The sequence below is a fragment of the Actinomadura sp. 9N407 genome (assembly GCF_044326315.1).
GTDB lineage: Bacteria > Actinomycetota > Actinomycetes > Streptosporangiales > Streptosporangiaceae > Spirillospora.
On sequence record NZ_JBIRAW010000032.1, the window covers coordinates 15,638 to 32,850 of the forward strand.

The 17,213-nt window shown below is 73.4% G+C and carries 16 protein-coding genes; 5 read left to right on the plus strand and 11 right to left on the minus strand.

All coding sequences use genetic code 11. The features are described 5' to 3' along the window. The first annotated feature begins 62 nt into the window (after positions 1 to 62). Entirely contained in the window at positions 63 to 1,394 is a 1,332-nt protein-coding gene (locus tag ACH34Q_RS36535; protein ID WP_395987741.1) for a protein kinase, read from the plus strand. Positions 1,395 to 1,421: 27 nt separating this feature from the next. On the opposite strand, the gene ACH34Q_RS36540 is transcribed toward ACH34Q_RS36535, so the two are convergent. Genes ACH34Q_RS36540 through ACH34Q_RS36585 form a run of 10 tightly spaced genes read right to left on the minus strand, consistent with a single transcriptional unit; the run spans position 1,422 to position 12,044 of the window. Then, positions 1,422 to 2,261: an IclR family transcriptional regulator gene (locus ACH34Q_RS36540; RefSeq protein WP_395987742.1), complete on the minus strand. Its 840-nt coding sequence runs from the start codon at positions 2,259 to 2,261 to the stop codon at positions 1,422 to 1,424. Positions 2,262 to 2,283: 22 nt separating this feature from the next. Continuing rightward, positions 2,284 to 3,753 (minus strand): dihydroorotase family protein, encoded by a 1,470-nt coding sequence (locus ACH34Q_RS36545; protein WP_395987743.1) that lies wholly within the window; start codon positions 3,751 to 3,753, stop codon positions 2,284 to 2,286. A 37-nt stretch (positions 3,754 to 3,790) separates the two neighbouring features. Next, positions 3,791 to 5,158 carry an FAD-binding protein gene (locus ACH34Q_RS36550; protein ID WP_395987744.1) on the minus strand — a complete coding sequence of 456 codons (1,368 nt, stop codon included), beginning with the start codon at positions 5,156 to 5,158 and terminating at the stop codon, positions 3,791 to 3,793. Beyond that, the gene (locus tag ACH34Q_RS36555; RefSeq protein ID WP_395987745.1) at positions 5,155 to 5,808 is read right to left on the minus strand and encodes an aspartate/glutamate racemase family protein; all 654 of its coding nucleotides are present in this window, start codon (positions 5,806 to 5,808) and stop codon (positions 5,155 to 5,157) included. The genes ACH34Q_RS36550 and ACH34Q_RS36555 overlap by 4 nt, the downstream gene beginning before the upstream one ends. Further along, positions 5,808 to 7,208 (minus strand): MmgE/PrpD family protein, encoded by a 1,401-nt coding sequence (locus tag ACH34Q_RS36560; RefSeq protein ID WP_395987746.1) that lies wholly within the window; start codon positions 7,206 to 7,208, stop codon positions 5,808 to 5,810. Before ACH34Q_RS36560 ends, ACH34Q_RS36555 begins: the two co-directional genes overlap by 1 nt. After that, entirely contained in the window at positions 7,205 to 7,906 is a 702-nt protein-coding gene (locus tag ACH34Q_RS36565) for an ABC transporter ATP-binding protein (protein ID WP_395987747.1), read from the minus strand. Before ACH34Q_RS36565 ends, ACH34Q_RS36560 begins: the two co-directional genes overlap by 4 nt. Continuing rightward, on the minus strand, positions 7,893 to 8,687 hold the full coding sequence (locus ACH34Q_RS36570; RefSeq protein ID WP_395987748.1) for an ABC transporter ATP-binding protein: 795 nt from the start codon (positions 8,685 to 8,687) through the stop codon (positions 7,893 to 7,895). The genes ACH34Q_RS36565 and ACH34Q_RS36570 overlap by 14 nt, the downstream gene beginning before the upstream one ends. Continuing rightward, a complete protein-coding gene (locus ACH34Q_RS36575; RefSeq protein WP_395987749.1) occupies positions 8,684 to 9,730 on the minus strand; it encodes a branched-chain amino acid ABC transporter permease in 1,047 nt (348 codons plus the stop codon). The genes ACH34Q_RS36570 and ACH34Q_RS36575 overlap by 4 nt, the downstream gene beginning before the upstream one ends. Further along, a complete protein-coding gene (locus ACH34Q_RS36580) occupies positions 9,727 to 10,797 on the minus strand; it encodes a branched-chain amino acid ABC transporter permease (protein ID WP_395987750.1) in 1,071 nt (356 codons plus the stop codon). Before ACH34Q_RS36580 ends, ACH34Q_RS36575 begins: the two co-directional genes overlap by 4 nt. Then, positions 10,794 to 12,044 (minus strand): ABC transporter substrate-binding protein, encoded by a 1,251-nt coding sequence (locus ACH34Q_RS36585; protein ID WP_395987751.1) that lies wholly within the window; start codon positions 12,042 to 12,044, stop codon positions 10,794 to 10,796. Before ACH34Q_RS36585 ends, ACH34Q_RS36580 begins: the two co-directional genes overlap by 4 nt. A gap of 303 nt (positions 12,045 to 12,347) precedes the next feature. On the opposite strand from ACH34Q_RS36585, the gene ACH34Q_RS36590 reads away from it, so the two are divergent. From ACH34Q_RS36590 to ACH34Q_RS36605, 4 genes are read left to right on the plus strand one after another with little or no spacing between them, the layout of a single operon-like run. Further along, positions 12,348 to 13,535 carry a CaiB/BaiF CoA transferase family protein gene (locus tag ACH34Q_RS36590; RefSeq protein ID WP_395987752.1) on the plus strand — a complete coding sequence of 396 codons (1,188 nt, stop codon included), beginning with the start codon at positions 12,348 to 12,350 and terminating at the stop codon, positions 13,533 to 13,535. Beyond that, positions 13,532 to 14,368 carry an HpcH/HpaI aldolase/citrate lyase family protein gene (locus tag ACH34Q_RS36595; RefSeq protein WP_395987753.1) on the plus strand — a complete coding sequence of 279 codons (837 nt, stop codon included), beginning with the start codon at positions 13,532 to 13,534 and terminating at the stop codon, positions 14,366 to 14,368. The genes ACH34Q_RS36590 and ACH34Q_RS36595 overlap by 4 nt, the downstream gene beginning before the upstream one ends. Then, positions 14,368 to 15,198, plus strand: coding sequence for a cyclase family protein (locus ACH34Q_RS36600; protein WP_395987754.1), 831 nt, complete (start codon positions 14,368 to 14,370; stop codon positions 15,196 to 15,198). The genes ACH34Q_RS36595 and ACH34Q_RS36600 overlap by 1 nt, the downstream gene beginning before the upstream one ends. Further along, a complete protein-coding gene (locus ACH34Q_RS36605; protein ID WP_395987755.1) occupies positions 15,195 to 16,592 on the plus strand; it encodes an MmgE/PrpD family protein in 1,398 nt (465 codons plus the stop codon). Before ACH34Q_RS36600 ends, ACH34Q_RS36605 begins: the two co-directional genes overlap by 4 nt. A gap of 66 nt (positions 16,593 to 16,658) precedes the next feature. Here the strand turns inward: ACH34Q_RS36605 and ACH34Q_RS36610 are convergent, their stop codons facing one another. Then, complete coding sequence (locus ACH34Q_RS36610; protein WP_395987756.1) at positions 16,659 to 17,171, minus strand: hypothetical protein; 513 nt, start codon at positions 17,169 to 17,171, stop codon at positions 16,659 to 16,661. Positions 17,172 to 17,213: the final 42 nt, after the last annotated feature.

The window sequence follows — 17,213 nt, forward strand, 5'->3', positions numbered from 1 at the left end:
GTTTGCGGTAGGGGCGGCCGAGTCCCCCGCGAGCCCTCGGGTATGGCACAGAGGTGAGTGCAGTGGAACCAGGACTCAGACTCACCGAGCGCTACCGGCTGCTGGAACGGCTGGACGGCGGTGCCGGCGACCACGTCTGGCGGGCCTGGGACGAGGCGCTCGAGCGGCCGGTCGCGGTGAAGCTGCCCGCCGCCGGGCGGTCGGCGACGGCCGAGCGGCACCGGCGGTTCCAGGAACGGGTGGTCCGCGCCGTGCGGATCACTCATCCGGCCTTCATCACCGTCTACGACTGCGATCTGACCCGCGACGCCGGCGGGCGGCCGACCTCCTACGTGGTGACCGCGTTCCTCGACGGCGAGCACCTCGCCGGGCGGATCGCGCGGGAGCCGCTCACGCTGCCCGAGGCGCTGGAGAGCTGCGCGCAGATCGCCGACGGGCTCGCCGCCGCGCACGCCGCGGGGGTGGCGCACGGCGATCTGCGGCCGGAGAAGGTCTTCCTCACCCCGGACGGGACCAGGATCGTGGACCTGGGCCTGAACGCGGCCTCCGAGCCGGGCACCGGCGAGCCCGGGGACGATGGCGGGGCCGGGAGCGATGGGAAGGCCGCCGACGTGCTCGCCCTCGGCGCGGTGCTCGCCGCGTGCCTGCCCGCCTCCGGGGACGTACCGGAGGAGGTGGCCGAACTCGCCTCGCGGTGCCGTTCCCCCGATCCCGGGCGAAGACCCGAGGCCGGGGCGGCGGCGGAGATCCTGCTGCGCGCCCGGGCGGCGCTGGACGGCGAAGAGCCCGAGCCCGTGGCCGTCCCCGTACCGGAGCCGGAGCCTGAGCCGCCACCGGTGTCCGAGCCCGCACCCGAGGAGCCGCCGACCCGGGTGTACGAGCGGCCCGCGGGACCGGCCGGCCTGGAGAGCGCGCACCAGGACAGCCGGCTGGTGTTCCGCATCGCGGTGGCCGCGGCCGTCCTGGCGGCGGCGCTGGCGGTGCTGGCGATCCTGAACCGCGAGGACCTGAACCCCGCCCCCCGGCCGGAGGGCAGGCTCCCCGTGCCGGCGGCGCCCACCTCGCCGGGCGGTACCGTCTCGGCCTCTCCCACCCCCGACAGCCCGGGCCGCGACGAGCCGGTGTCGGCGCCCGCCGCCTACGCCACCCTCGGCCGGCTGCAGCCGATCATCGACGGCGGGCGGGCCTCCGGCGAGATCCGGTCCGACGTGGCGGTGGACTTCAACAACCTGATCACCAACCTGCGCAACGACCTGGCCGCCGGCCGTACCGAGGGGATCGACCAGGACCTGGCGCGGATCCGGGAGAAGATCGCCACCCGCACCCGCGAGCGCGCGCTCGACCGCGAGGTCGCGGCGCGGATGAACGCCGTCCTGTCCGGCCGCAGCCAGTGATCATGCACCTTCGGCCGGCGCCGGGCCTCACTCCCCCTGGGACGCCGAGTCCTGGAGCCAGGCCCAGCCGGCGCGGATCTCCTCGGCGGCCTCCCGGACCAGCACGCGGTAGCGCTCGACGGCCTCGGGCGTGAACCGGTACGCGGGGCCGCAGACACTGATCGCCCCGTGCACCTCGCCGTCCGGCCCGAGGAGCGCCGCGGCGACCGAGCCGGCGTCGGCCTGCCGCTCGCCCATCGAGGCCGCGACGCCGTCGGCGCCGATCACGGCCAGGTCGGCGCGCAGCTCCGCCTCCCCGGTGACCGTCCGCTCGGTGAGCGCGGCCCGCGGCCCGGCCAGGATCGCCTCCCGCCGGTCCGCGGGCAGCGAGGCCAGGATGACCTTGCCCGAGGAGCCCGCGTGCAGCGGGAACCGGGTGCCGATCTCGACGGTCATCTTGATCTCGTTGCGGCTCTCGAACTGGTCCAGGTACACCCGCTGGTCCCCGACCAGCCCCGACAGGGTGGTGGTCTCCCCCGTCTGGTCGCGCAGCCGGCGCAGCACCGGCGCGGCCGCCGCGCGCGCGTCGAAGCGGCGCAGCGCGCTCACGCCGAGCGCCACCGCGGCGGGACCAAGCCGGTAGCCGGGCACCCCGTCGTCGGTGGCCAGCATCTCCCGCGAGACCAGCGACCGCAGGATGCGGTGCACGACCGCCTTGGAGATGCCGAGCTCGCGGCTGATCGCGCTCACGCCCAGGTAGCGCGGCCCGCCCGCGAACAGCAGCAGAACGTCGGCGACGCGCGCCGCCGCCTCGGTACCGACGCCGTCGCTCGCGGGTGCGGGTACGGCTGCGGGGGGCTTGCGCACGGACACGCTCCGGGTAGTCACGGGTGAATCCTAGGCAGCCGGATCAGCGCCCGCGCCGGAGGTAGCGTCCGGCGGGGGTCCCCGTGATCGCGCCGTCGGCGTACACCCGGTTGCCGCGCACGAACGTGTCGGTCACCCGGGCGGTCATCGGGAAGCCCTCGAACGGGGTGTACTCCTGCGTGGACTCGGAGTCGGCGGCGCGGACCGTCCAGTTGACGTCCGGGTCGACCAGGGCGATGTCGGCGTCGTAGCCCTCGGCGATCGTGCCCTTCTTGGTCAGGCCGTACCGCCGGGCCGGGTTCCACGAGGTCAGCTGCGCGACCCGCTGCAGCGACATGCCCCGCTTCATGCCCTCGCCGACCAGGCCGGGCAGCAGGTACTCGGCGCCGCCGAAGCCGGACTTGGCCAGGAAGACGTCGTCGCGGTCGGCGCCGAACTTCATCTCGTCGCGGCAGCAGGCGTGGTCGCTGACCACCCAGTCCACCTCGCCGGCCAGCACGTGCCGCCACAGCGCCTCGACGTCGCCGCGCTCGCGCAGCGGCGGGTTGACCTTGCCGCCGATGCCGTGCGCGGTGTCGACGTCGGCGAGCAGGTGGCCGATGGTGACCTCGCGGCGGAAGTCGATGTGCGGGAACGCCGCCTTCATCGTCAGCGCGGCCGACAGCGCCTTCTCCGAGGACAGGTGCAGCAGGTTGATGTTCGGCAGCCCGGTCTCGTGGGCCAGGTACGAGGCGATGGTGACCGCCAGGCCCTCCGAGTGCGGCGGGCGCGACGCGCTGTAGGCGCGCAGGCCCGACAGCGAGCCGTCGCGCTCGACCATCCGGGTGTAGGCGGTCATGATCTCGGCGGTCTCGCAGTGCAGCGACAGCGAGAGGGAGTCGGCGTACTCCGGCAGCGCCTCCCGGGCCTTCTGCAACCCGCGCATGACGAACTCGAAGTGCGCCAGGTCGTACCGCTCGTCCGGCGGGATCATCAGGAAGTCGCTCTGCGAGGTGGACCGGCCGTGCAGCCCGTGCGTCCCGTAGAACATGAAGATCTTGAACGAGGTGATCCCGTGCTCCTCGACGAGGTAGGGGATCTCCTCGATGTGCTCGGCCGACATCGGGGCCAGGTGGAAGGCGTAGTCCACGTACGAGCGGCCCTCGGAGGCGGCCAGCACCTCGGGGAAGAACTCCCGGTACGAGCCGCCCTTGTTGAGGTAGTACTGGCCGGTCCGCATGTAGGTGAGCGCGGTGGTCACGCCGCCCTGGGCGCTGGCGCGGCTCTCGGTCGCGGTGTCGGTGCCCAGGTCGTTGTAGATGCCCCAGTGCTGGTGGGCGTCCACCACGCCGGGGAAGGCCAGCATGCCCCGGCCGTCGACCACGGTGGCCGCGTCGTCCGCCGGGAGCCCGGGCGCGACCCGGGTGATGGTGCCGTCGTTCACCGCGATGTCGAGGGTCTCCGGGACGGATCCCTCGGCGTCGTCGGGACGGACCACCCGGACGTTCTTGATCAGCAGTTCGGTCGTCGCCATGAGTGCTCCTCCGCTTTCGAGGCGTTGGTGGGTGGGTTCAAGGGGTACGGCCGGCCACGTCGCCCGCGGCCAGGTAGGCCAGGCCGAAGGCGGGCAGCAGGCCGTTGCCGGGCAGGTAGCCGGCGGCGCCGTGGCCGGAGACGCCGGCGGCGGCGCCGCCCGCCGCGTACAGGCCGGGGATGGGCCGATCGGCACCGTCGACCACGGCGGCGTGCTCGTCGACGAGCAGTCCGCCCTGGGTGTGGAACAGCGCCGGTACGACCCGTACGGCGGCGTACCGGGGTTCGAGCGGCCGCTCCCAGTTGGTGCGGCCGAACGGGTCGGGACGCTCGCCGCGCGCGATGGCCGCGGCACCGTCCAGCTCGTCGGCCAGGGCGTCGGCGGGCAGGCCGGTGGCCTTCGCCAGCCCGGCCGCGTCATCGGCCCAGACCAGCACGCCGGACTCCACGGTGTCGCGGAAGTCCTGGAACGCCTGGCACTGCTCGTAGATCTTCTCGTCCAGCACGATCCAGCCGGTGGAACCGGGCCGGGCGGCCAGCTCCGCCGCGTACTCCGAGTAGCCGCGGGTCTCGTCGCCGAACCGGCGGCCGAGGGTGTCGACCAGGACCGCGCCGTGGATGATCGTCGCCCAGCCGACCAGCGTGCCCGCGCCCGCCGCGACCGCGCCGTGCCCCTGGTAGGCGTCCAGGAACCCGGTGGCCGCGCCGAGCCTGCCGCCGATGCGCAGCGCGTCGCCGAGCGACTGGTCGCTGCCGTGGTAGAGGGCGTCGGAGATCTCCGGCAGGTGCTCGGCGACCAGCTCGCGGTCGGCGCCGAACCCGTTGGTGGCCAGCAGGACGGCCCGGGTCGGGATCTCCTCCTCGGTGCCGTCCGGATAGCGCACGACGGCCGCGTTCACCGCCCCGCCGGCATCGGTGCGCACGTCGGTGAGCCGGGCCGGGACGAGCATGTCGATCGCGGGGTGCTCGGCGACCTTGCGCGCCAGGTGGTCGATCACGCCGGAGCCGTGCCGGCCGGGGATCGAGTGGCAGCGCGGGACGGCGTGCCCGGGGTAGTTGAAGTCGGTGACCAGCGACAGCGGAAGCCCCACCGCGTCGGCGAGCCACTCCACCAGAGGGGCGCCGACCTCGGCCAGCGTCCTGGCCAGCCGCGGATCGGCCCGCCCCTTGGTCTTGGCCATGATGTCGGCGACGAACCGCTCCGGGGAGTCATGGACGCCCGCCTCGGCCTGCCAGCGCGAGCCGGCGCCCGGGAACATCGCCGTGGACATCGAGGTGTTGTTGCCGCGCCGGTAGTGCTCGCTGGCCTCCACCACCAGGACGCTCAGGCCCAGCTCGGCGGCGCGCAGCGCACCGGCGAGGCCGCCACCCGCGCCCGCCACGATCAGATCGGGTCCCTCGCTCATGCCGCCTCCCCGGCCTCGTGCTCGGCCACCATCAGTCGCAGGGCCAGCGCGGTCGGGTCGACGATGCGGGCGGGCAGATCGGCGGGCTCGACGTCGACGGCCGAGCAGCCGTTGATCACGGCGGTGGCGCCCCGCCCGGCCAGCTCGCGGACCGCGCCGCCGAGCGCCGCGTTCCAGGCGCCGGTGTCGGCGATGGCGTCGAACGGCAGGTCCATCACCGTGACGCCCGCGACGTACGGGTCCAGCCCGTACGCGGTCAGCCGCCGGGCCAGCTCGTCGCCGATGGCCTCGTTGCGGACGACCGCGCCGAAGCGCACGCCCGTGGCGGCCAGGTGCATGGCGCTGAGCTTGAGAAGGCCCAGCACCGGGGTACGGCCCGCGGCCGCCACGCCGTCCGGTACGGCGGGGTCGAGGACGCAGTCGGGGAACGCCACGTCGAAGCCCGCGCCCGCCTCGCGCTCCAGCACCGTCGCGACCTCGCGTTCGGAGGCCCGGATACCGTCCTCGGTGTCCAGGGCACCCGGTGCGGAGGAGCCCACGTCGCGCAGTTCGATCCGCAGGCCGGGCGGCGCGAGCCGGTCGTAGCGGGCCTGCCGCCGCGCGATCTCCTCGACCGGCAGGTGGATGGGCGTCACCGCGAGGGCACGCATCAGCTCTGCTCCCTGTCTTCTGTTCCCGAGAGGTCTTCCGTTCCCGGCGGCTCTTCCGTCCCCGCGAGCGTGCGCAGGGCGTCGCCCACGCGCTCCAGGCCGGGCAGGTCGCGGGAGACCCGGACCGCCCGCTCCACGAACTCCGGCCGTCCGGGCAGCCAGGCGTGCAGCAGCCCGACGAGATCCGCCTCGCCGAGCGGATGGTGATCGGCGTCCCCGATGGGGTTGGGCACCTCCCGTACGGCGCTCGTCCCGTCCTCGAACGTGACGGTGACGCGGGCGGCGCGCTCGTCCGGCAGCCGCGCCGTCAGATCGCCGGCGGCGGCGACGCGGACCCGGCGGGCCAGCGCGACCACGTCGGGACGGTCGAGCGGGGACCGGGGGCCGACCTCGCCCGTGAGCGCCGCGCAGGCCGCCACGAACGGGGTCGAGAACATGGCCGAGAGCCTGTTGTCCCAGGTTACCGCCGTGAGACCGGCCCCGAGCGCATGGGTCTCGACCAGGATCTCCCTGATCGGCCGGGCGGTCGGATCGATCTCCGCGCGCAGCGCGAGGACGGCGTCCGCGGCCGGGTGGGTGAACGAGCACGAGGCGTGCCGCTTGAAGTACCCCCGCGTGATGTCCCAGCGGGTGCCGAGTCCGGCGGTCAGCTCGGCTGCGTCGATCTCGCCCAGCAGGGTGCCGAGCGAGAGCGCGGCCGTCCCGGTGTTGCGGGCCATCCCGGCCGCCGCCATGCGGGCGGCGGCGAGCCCGGACGCGTTCGAGGCGCCCATCCAGGCGTCCCGTACGGGGTTGCCCGCGGTCGCCGAGCCGAAGTGGCCGGCGACCGGGAGCCCGGCGGCGGTGTCGATCGCGGCGGCCGTGGCCTCCGGGCCGAGGCCCAGCAGGCGCGCGCAGCCGGCCGCCGCGCCGGGTACGCCCCAGCTCCCGTGCGGGTGGCCGCCAGGTCGCAGCCGTACGGCCCGGCCGAAGCGGGCCGCCACCTCGTAGGCGGCGAGCAGCGCGGCGGCGGTGTCGGGGCCGGTGCTGTCCAGCTCGGCGGCCAGCGCCAGCACGGCGGGGAAGCCGTGCGCGGCCGGATGGCCCTTGGCGTACTTGTTGCCCTCGTCCAGCTCCAGGGCCACCAGCGCCATCGCGTTGAGCCAGGCCGCGGTGTCGGACGGGACCAGCCGGCCGCCGCCGATCAGCGGGGACCGGCCCTCTGGAGCGGTCCAGGCGGCCCGGAGCGCGCGGTGCTCCGGCAGGCTCGCGCCCACCGCCGTCACGCCCGCGACGTCCAGCAGCACCAGCGAGAGCCGCTCGACCACCCCGGCCGGGACCGCGGCGGCGTCCAGGCCGGACACCCAGGTGCCCAGCCCGGCCACGGCCGCGGCCGTCTCCTGCTCACGAACGGTCGTCACAGCCCCAGGTACGCCTTCCTGACCGCGGCGGAGCCGGCCAGCTCGCTCCCGGTGCCCTCCAGCACCACCGAGCCGCTCTCCAGCACGTACGCCCGGTCCGCGATGGCCAGCGCTTGCTTGGCGTTCTGCTCGACCAGCAGCACCGCCACCCCCGTGTCGCGGATGCGGCGGATCGCCTCCAGCATGATCCAGGTGAGCTTGGGCGACAGGCCCGTGGACGGCTCGTCCAGCATCAGCAGCCGGGGACCGGCCATCAGCGCGCGGGCGATCGCGAGCATCTGCTGCTGCCCGCCGCTGAACGTCTGCGCGATCTGCGACCGGCGCTCGGCCAGGACCGGGAACAGCTCGTACACCTCGGCCAGGCTCGCGTCGGCCTGCTCGTGGGTCCGGGTCCACGCCCCCATCCGCAGGTTCTCCTCGACCGTGAGGGTCCCGAACAGCGCGCGGTCCTCCGGTACGTGCACCAGCCCTTCCCGGACGAGCTGGTCGGGGCGGCGGCCCAGGGTCGCCGCCCCGTCGAAGGTGATCTTCCCCGACACCGGCCGCAGCTGCCCGCAGATCGTCCGCAGCGTGGTCGTCTTGCCCGCGCCGTTCGCGCCGACCAGTGCCACGATCTCGCCCTGGCCGAGCCGCAGCTCGATGTCGTGCAGGATCTGCATCCGGCCGTATCCGGCACAGACCTTCTCAAGAGTCAGCATGCGTCGGCTCCTCCCCCGCATCCCCGGTCACGGGCTCCTCGCCCAGGTACGCCTCGATCACGCGGGGGTCGCTGGTGACCTCGTGCGGCGTACCGGCGGCCAGCATCCGGCCCTGGTCCAGGACCAGCACCCGGTCGGCCAGCCGCATCACCGCGGCCATGATGTGCTCGATGAACAGCAGCGTGGTGCCGTCCTTCTCGCGCAGGTCGGCCAGCAGGTCCAGGACGGGGTCGCGCTCGGCCGGGACGAGCCCGGCCAGGACCTCGTCCAGCAGCAGCACCTTGGGCCGCATCGCCAGCGCCCTGGCCAGCTCCAGCCGCTTGAGCCCGGCCGTCGGCAGCTCGGTGGCGCGCCGGTAGGCGTAGGACCCGAGCCCGACCCGCTCGATCACGTCGAGCGAGCGGTCGCGCAGCCGCTGAGCGGGCATCCGCTCGTGCTGGGCGGCCAGGCTCACGTTCTCCAGCACCGTCATGGTGCCGAACGGCCGCATCAGCTGGAACGTGCGGACCATGCCGGCCCTGGCGATCTTGTACGGGGCGCTGCCGGTGACGTCGCGGCCGTCCAGCGCCACGCTGCCGGTGTCGGGCGTGAGCGCGCCGCAGATCACGTTGAACAGCGTGGTCTTGCCGGCGCCGTTGGGCCCGATGATGCCGAGGATCTCGCCCTCGGCCACCTCGAACTCGACCCCCGACAGCGCGTGCAGCCCGCGGAAGGACTTGCCCACGCCGGTGACCCGCACCAGCGGGCCGCCCGCCCCCGTCGTCTCGGTCGTCCCGGTCATCGCCGCCGCCTTTCCAAGATCGTCCCTACGATCCCCTTGGGCAGCAGCCGCACGATCAGGATCAGCAGGAGCGCGTACAGCACCACGTCGAGCCCGCTGCGGCCCTGCAGGAAGGACAGGAACTCCGGGGGCGTGCGCAGCATCGTGGCGGTCACGTCGTTCAGCGAGCCGACGATGATCGCGCCGACCGCCGGGCCCCAGATGGTGCCGATGCCGCCGATCACGACGGTCACGATCGCCTGGATCGAGACCGCGGAGCCGAACGCCAGCTCCGGGTTCACGAACAGGTAGTACTGGGTGTAGAAGGCCCCGGCCACCGAGGTGATCGCCGCCGACAGCGCGACCGTGATCAGCTTGTACCGCATCACCGGGGTCCCCAGCGAGGACGCCGCCAGCTCGTCGTCGCGGATCGCGGTCACGTACCGTCCCGTACGCGAGTACAGGAACCAGATGCTCACCGCGACGGCGGCGCCCGCCAGGCCCAGCGCGATCCAGAAGTAGGCGTGCGAGTCGGCCGGGAACTGCATCAGCGAGAGCGAGGAGCCCTCGATCAGCGGCACCGTGAAGCCGACCGCCTTGTTGGTGAACTCGGTGCTGGTGACGATCAGCCGGAGCATCTCCGCGAACGCGAAGGTGGCCAGCGCGAAGTACGCGCCGCGCAGCTTGTAGCGGAACGAGAAGTAGCCGATCACCAGCCCGACCAGGGCGGCGACCGCCATCCCGGCCAGGATCCCGATCCAGGGCGAGACGCCGTGCTCGACCAGCAGGTAGGCGCTGGTGTACGCGCCGATCCCGAAGAACGCGGCGTGCCCGAAGCTGAACATCCCGCCGAAGCCGCTCATGATGTTCCAGCCGACGGCCATCAGCAGGAAGATCAGGATCCGGACCGCCACCGCGCCCTGCGCGGCGGGCAGCACCAGCGGCAGCGGGATCGCCACCAGCAGCAGCACCAGGAGCACCAGGAACTGGCGGTTCTGCGGCCGCAGCGGCGGGGTCTTGACCGCCCGCTCGGCGGGCCTCTCGGCCAGCGTGACGCCGCTCATGTGGAGTCACCCGCCTTGCGTCCGAACAGGCCCTCGGGGCGCAGGAACAGCACCAGGACGAACACCACGAACACGCCGAGCAGCGAGCTCTGGCCGTTCATGTAGATCGTGGTCAGCTGCTCCACCAGCCCGATCAGCAGCCCGCCGACCAGCGCGCCGGCGACGTTGCCCATCCCGCCGAGCACCACCACCACGAACGCGGTGATGTTGAACTGCTCGCCGAGCGTGGGGGTCACGGTCACCAAGGGGGCGGCCAGGACCGCCGCCGCGCCCGCGCAGGCCGTGCCGATCGCGAAGGTCAGCGTGTGGATGGCGCGGACGTTGATGCCCACCAGCCGAGCGCCCTCGTCGTTGGCCGCGACCGCGCGGATCGAGGTACCGAGCCGGGTGTGCCGCAGCATCCAGAACAGCAGCCCGCCCAGCGCCAGCGCGCCGATGAAGGCGTACAGCCGGGCACCGCTCACGACGGCGCCGAACAGCGAGAACTGGAAGTCGCCGGGCAGCGGGACGCTCTTGGGCTCGGCGCCGAAGAACATCAGCAGCCCGTTCTCCAGCAGCAGCGACAGTCCCAGCGTGATCAGCAGCTGGTTCTCCAGCGAGCCGCCGCCGGCCCCGCTCAGCAGGCCGCGATGCACCAGGCCGCCCAGCAGGAACAGCGCCGGGACCGCCACCAGCAGCGTCAGGTACGGATGCATGCCGGTGGCCTGGATCACCCCGAACGAGATGAACATGGCCACCGCCAGCAGCGCGCCGTGCGCGAAGTTGACGATGTCCAGCACGCCGAAGATCAGCGTGAGGCCCATCGCGATCAATCCGTACAGGCCGCCCATCAGCAGGCCGGTCACCACCGACTGCCAGACCACCAGCCCGCTGCCGGACTGCAGCAGCGCGACCACGATCGCGACCACGACCGCGCCGCCGGCCACCCCGGCCCGCCGCAGCACGGCACCGCTGCCGTTCAGCGTGCCGCCGAAGCGGCCCTTCCCGCCCGGGGCGCCCTGGGGCGCCGCGGCGGGGTCCTGATCGGGGGCGAGCGCCGCCGGCCCCGCGTTTGCTCTGTCGTTCATGAACGCCACGTCACCGAGTAGTTGGGCTGGGATTCGGCCTTCTCCTGCGGATATACCTGCTTCACCTGGCCTCCCTGGACCTGCATCAGGATGGTCGCCGCGTTGACGTTGTCGCCGTTGGGGCCGAACTTGATCGGGCCGTTGCCGGCCGCCATCGGCACCACCTGGGAGCCGCGGATCCCGTCCCGGACCTTCGCCGGATCGGTGGCACCCGCGCGCTCGACGCCCTGCGCGATCACCTGGATCGCGTCGTAGGCGAGCACCGCCCCCGTCCGCATGGGATCGCCGTAACGCCGCTGGTAGTCCGCCCGGAGCCGGGCGGTCTGCGGGTTCTTGGCGTCGTGGTGGTAGTTGGCGCTGAAGAAGCGCTCACCGAGCGGCCCCGCGTCCTGGACGAACTTGGGCTGGTCGAACGCGCCGTTCGACACGCCCCAGACCGCGTTCAGTTCCGGCTTGACCGCGTTGACGGCCTTGGCCGCCAGCAGGCTGTCGCGGTAGTAGCCGACGACGACGAGCACGTCCGCGCCGGACGCCTTCACCTGGGTGACCTGCGCGGTGAGGTCGGAGGTGGTGAGGGCGTCGTAGCTGATGTTGGGGCCGATCGGCAGGCCGAGCTTCTCCGCCTCGGCGGTGAACGCCTCGGCGGCGCCGCTGCCGAAGTCGGACTGCTCGTGCAGGATCGCCACCTTGCGCACCGGCTTGCCCGCCGCGTCGGCCACCTGCTTGAGCTGCCGGGCGCCGGCCGACGAGATGGCCTTGCTGCCGGGCTGGACGCGGAACGCGTAGTCGTAGCCGTTGGCGAAGATCGTGTCGGTGGCCGTCACGTCCATCACGAACGGGATCCGGTTGCGTTCGGCGACCACGGCCACGTTGGTGCTGACGGCGCTCTGGTACGTGCCGGTCAGGCCGACGGCGCCCTCGGCGATCAGCCGCTGCGCCTCGCTCTGCCCGACCTCGGCCTTGCCCTGGGTGTCGCCGGTGAGTAGTTCGATCTTGCGGCCGCCGAGCGACTTCACACCGCCGGCCGCGTTGATCGCCTGCACCGCCATCTGGGCACCGCGCCGCATCTGCTGGCCGTCCACCGCGTTGGCGCCGCTGACCGGGTGCAGCGCGCCGATCTTCACCGGCCCGTCGTCCCGGCCGGCGGCCGCGCCCGCGGCACCCGAGGGGGCCGACCCGCCGCAGCCGGCGAGGGTGACCACGAGCGCGCACGCACTGAGCGCGGCGCCGAGCTTTCGAGCGGACATTCCACCTCTCTCCGCCGGACCCTCTCCGGAGTCTTGTCTCTGTTCCGCCAAGCGTTCCGCTTAGAGGAACGTTCTTCTAGAGTAGGCTCATGGTGGCACCGGTCACGTCACTCGGTCAATACCCGCACTTCACTTGACTGACGTGTCGGAGCGGTGCGAACTTGGGAAAGGGCGCCGGATGGGGCCTCATCGCACGACTTTTACTATCGTTCCTCTAGGGGAAACACTCAGATCCGGCCGCTCCACCATCCGGTCCCGCGCCGGCGCGGGACCGGCAGGCCGACAGGAAAGGCAGGTAAGCCCATGACGGGGGCTTTGTCTGGAATCCGGGTCCTCGACACGGCCACGCTCTTCGCCGGACCGCTCGCCGCGACGCTGCTGGCCGACTACGGGGCCGAGGTCATCAAGATCGAGCACCCCAAAGGCGATCCGGTGCGCACCCACGGCGCGCAGCGCGACGGCGTCGGCCTGTGGTGGAAGATGCTCGGCCGGGGCAAGAAGGCGATGACCCTCTACCTCGGTTCGCCGGAGGGCCAGGAGCTGTTCCGCAGCATGGTGGCCGACGCCGACGTGGTGATCGAGAACTTCCGGCCCGGCACGCTGGAGCGCTGGGGCCTCGGCCCCGAGGAGCTGCACGCGATCAACCCCCGGCTGGTGCTGACCCGGGTCACCGGGTTCGGGCAGACCGGCCCGTACGCCAAGCGCCCCGGGTTCGGCACGCTGGCCGAGGCGATGAGCGGGTTCGCCGCGATCACCGGCGAGCCGGACGGGCCGCCCACGCTGCCGCCGTTCGGGCTGGCCGACGGGATCGCCGCGCTCAGCACCGCGTTCGCGGTGATGACCGCGCTGCGGGCGCGCGAGGCCACCGGCCGCGGCCAGGTGGTCGACCTGGCCATCATCGAGCCGATCCTCACCCTGCTCGGCCCGCAGATCATCACCTACGACCAGCTCGGCACGCTGCAGGAGCGCACCGGCAACCGGTCGCACAACAACGCGCCGCGCAACACCTACCGCACCAGCGACGGCAAGTGGGTCGCGGTCTCCACCAGCGCCCAGTCGATCGCCGAGCGGGTGATGCGGCTGGTGGGCCGGCCCGAGTTCATCGACGAGCCGTGGTTCGCCTCCGGCGCGCAGCGGGCCGAGCACGCCGACGAGCTGGACGAGGCCGTCGGCTCCTGGATCGCCGCGCGCGACCGGGACGAGGTCGTCAAGGCGTTCGAGGACGCCCAGGCCGCGGTCGCGCCGATCTACGACGCCTCCGACGTCATGAGCGACCCGCAGTTCGCCGCGCTCGGCACCATCGCGACCGTCCCCGACGACGAACTCGGCCCCCTGAAGATGCAGAACGTGCTGTTCCGGCTCTCGGAGACGCCGGGCAGCATCGAGTCGGCCGGCCCGCCGCTCGGCAGGCACACCGCCGAGATCCTCGGCCGGTACGGGGTGGACGAGGCCCGGCTGGCCGAGCTGCGCGGCAAGGGCGTGGTCAAGTGACCGTGCCCCTCCCGGGGAGCCCCCTCCGGAGCTGGCTGTACGTCCCGGGCGACCGGCCGGACCGGATCGGCAAGGCCCTGGCGAGCGGCGCCGACGCGGTGATCCTCGATCTGGAGGACGCCGTCGGCCCGGCCGCCAAGGACGAGGCCAGGCGTACCGTCCTGGACACCCTCGCCTCGGGCGCGCCCGCCTATGTCCGGATCAACGCGCCCGCGACCCCGGAAGGGGCCGCGGACATCGAGGCACTGGCCAAGGCCCCCGAGTCCCTCAGCGGCGTACGGGTCCCCAAGTGCGAGGACCCCGGAGAGCTGGCCCGGGTGGCCGACACGCTCGGCGTTCCGGTCTTCCCCGTACTGGAATCGGCCCTCGGCGTGGAGCACGCCTTCGCCCTGGCCGGCGCGCATCCGCTGGTGGCGGGCATCTCGCTGGGCGAGGCCGACCTGTCGGCCGACCTGCGTACCACCGGCGGGGAGGCGCTCGCCTGGCCGCGCTCGCGGATCGTGGTCGCGGCCCGCGCGGCCGGCCTGCCCAGCCCGGTGCAGAGCGTGTGGACCGGCGTCCGCGACCTGGACGGGCTGCGCGCCGACACCGAGGCGGGACGGCGCGCCGGATTCTTCGGCCGCTCGGTGATCCACCCCGCGCAGATCCCCGTCGTGCACGAGGTCTGCGCGCCCGATCCCGAAGAGATCGCATGGGCCCGGGCCCTGGTGGAACGGCTCGAGACGGCCACCGAGGCGGCCTGGATCGACGCCGACGGACGATTCGTCGACAAGGCGGTCGTGGAGCGGGCCCGCTGGCTCCTCGCGCTCGCCGGCACGGAAGGACAGCACTGATGACGGACAAGACCGACTCCCGCGATCCCCTCCTCGCGGCGGTCGCCGCCGGGGTCCGGACCATCGAGCTCGGCCAGCCGCACTTCACCGGCATGCCCTGCTCGCCCAACCACCCCGGGTTCCGGATGACGCTCATCCGGCGGCACGGCGACATGGAGCGCGCCGACGGCGGCTCGGCCGCCAACGAGATCATCGTCACCGGCGGCCATGTGGGCACCCACATCGACGCGCTCTCGCACGTCAGCCACAAGGGCAAGCTGCACGGCGGGATCGACGCCGCCGAGGCCCAGCAGGGCGGCGCGTTCCGCGCGCACGGCGCCGAGAACCTGCCCGGCCTGCTGCGCCGCGCCGTCCTGCTGGACGTGGCCGCGGTGCACGGCGTGCCGACGCTGCCCGCCGGATACGGCGTCACCGCCGGCGATCTGGACAAGGCCGCCGAGCGGGCGGGCGCCGAACCCGGCGAGGGCGACGTCGCCCTGATCCGTACCGGCTGGGCCCGCAACTTCGACGACGCCGCCGCGTACATGGGCAAGGAGACCGGCGTCCCCGGCGCCACCGTCGACGCCGCCCGGTGGCTCGCCGAGCGCCGGATCGTCGCCACCGGCGCCGACACCACCGCCTACGAGCAGATCCCGGCGGGCGCCGGACACGCCGTCCTGCCCGTGCACCGGGTCCTGCTGGTCGAGTCGGGGATCTTCATCATGGAGCATCTGAACCTGGAGGCGATCGCCGCGGAGGGCGTGCACGAGTTCGTGTTCGTGCTGGCCCCGCTGCGCATCGTCGGCGGCACCGGCTCCCCCGTACGGCCGCTCGCGGCGGTGAGCGCGTGAGCACCCTCGTCCAGCGGCTCGCCGCCTTCGCCGCCGACGCCCGCGACCAGGGACTGCCCGCCGAGCTGCGCGCCGACGCGGCCCGCCGGGTCCTGGACGTCCTGGGCAACAGCCTGGCCGCGACCTCCGAGCCCCCCGCCAAGGCCGTGGGCTCCCTGGTCGCCGAATGGGGCGGCGGCGGCAACGCCACCGCCATCGGTACCGGCGGCAAGCTCCCCGAGCCCAGCGCCGCTCTGCTGAACGGCACCCTCGCCCACTCGCTCGACTTCGACGACACGCACCTGCCCTCGGTGCTGCACCCGTCCGCCTCCGTCGTCCCGGCCGCGCTCGCCGTGGCCGAGTCGCGCGGCGCCACCGGAGCCGCCCTCCTGGACGCGATCGGCGTGGGCATCGAGATCGCCGTCCGGGTCGGAATGGGCGGCTACGACGCGGAGCTCGGCAACTCGGTGTTCTTCGAGCGCGGCCTGCACGCCACCGCGATCTGCGGCGCGCTCGGCGGCGCGGCGGCCGGCGCGATGCTGTCCGGCCTGCCCGCCGAGGGCATCGCCGACGCGATGGGGATCGCCTCCAGCATGGGCTCCGGCCTGCTGGAGGCCAACCGCACCGGCGGCACCGTCAAGCGGATCCACTGCGGCTGGGCGGCGCACGCCGCCGTCACCGCCGCCGGGCTCGCCCGTACCGGGATCACCGGCCCGCCGACCGTGCTGGAGGGCCGGTTCGGGCTGCTCCAGGCGTTCTGCGGCGACCAGGCCGACCCGGACGCGGTCGTCCGGGGGCTGGGCGAGGACTGGGAGCTGCCGGGGATCTTCTTCAAGCCCTACCCCTGCAACCACTTCACCCACGCCGGGATCGACGCCGCCCTGCGGCTGCGCTCGCGCGACCTGGACCCGGCCGCCATCGCGTCCATCGAACTCGGCGCCCCGACGGCGGTGCTCCGGACGATCGGCGAGCCGCGCGAGGACAAGATCCGGCCGAAGTCGGGCTACCACGCGGCGTTCTCCGGCCCGTACACGGTCGCGGCCGCGCTGCTCGGCGGCGGCGGGCTCGGGCTGTTCCACGAGGACTTCACCGACGAGGCCGCCGCCGACCCCGCCCGCCTCGAACTGGCCGCGAAGGTCGGCTGCGTACCGGACGCCCGGTGCGACGAGATCTTCCCGCACCAGTTCCCCGCCGTCCTGCGCGTCCGGCTGCACAGTGGCGAGGAGCTGGAGGAGCGTGTCGACAGCAACCGGGGCGGCCCCGGCAATCCGCTGTCGGCCGAGGAGCTGGCCACCAAGTTCCGGCTCAACGCCGCCCGGCGCGTCTCCGCCGAGCGGGCCGACAGGATCACCGAGCTGACCTACGGCCTCCCCGGCCTGGCCGATCTCGGCACCCTGACGTCCCTGCTCCACTGACCACGCGTGCGCCCGGCACCTCCGAGGAGCCGGGCGCACGCGTCTCCAACGTCGGCACGGCCGGCGTCAGCGGCGTGTCACTCCGACCAGGCAGCCCGCGAGCAGCACGGCACCCGAGAGCACCCCGCTGACGAACGGGATCCAGTCGACCGCCGACATCGCGGCCATCACCATCCCGGCCACGCCCAGCCCGGTCAGCAGCACGCCCGGCACGGCGATCACCGGTTCCTTCCAGATCGGCGCCAGCACCACGAAGTGCAGGCCCACGATCAGCGCGATCCAGGCCACGTTGACCTCCTGCGGGGCGTCCAGCGCCCGCAGCACCGAGATCCCGCCGAAGATCAGCGCGAACTCGGCCACCACCACGAGCCCGAACTTCGGCCCGAACCACCCCGGCCGCCCGCCGCCGTCCCGTTCGCCGTTGCGGAAACCGAACACCACCACGGCGGCGAGGCAGAGCACCGCCGCCACCCGCAGCACGATCCCCGCGGCCCCGGGCAGCGGCTCCCCCGCGTTGGCGAGCACGAACGCGGTACCGAATCCGGCACCGATCAGCAAACCCAGCAATTGTGGCGGCATTCGGATGATCTTACTCCCGGGCCGTACCGCTTGAGCTGCCAC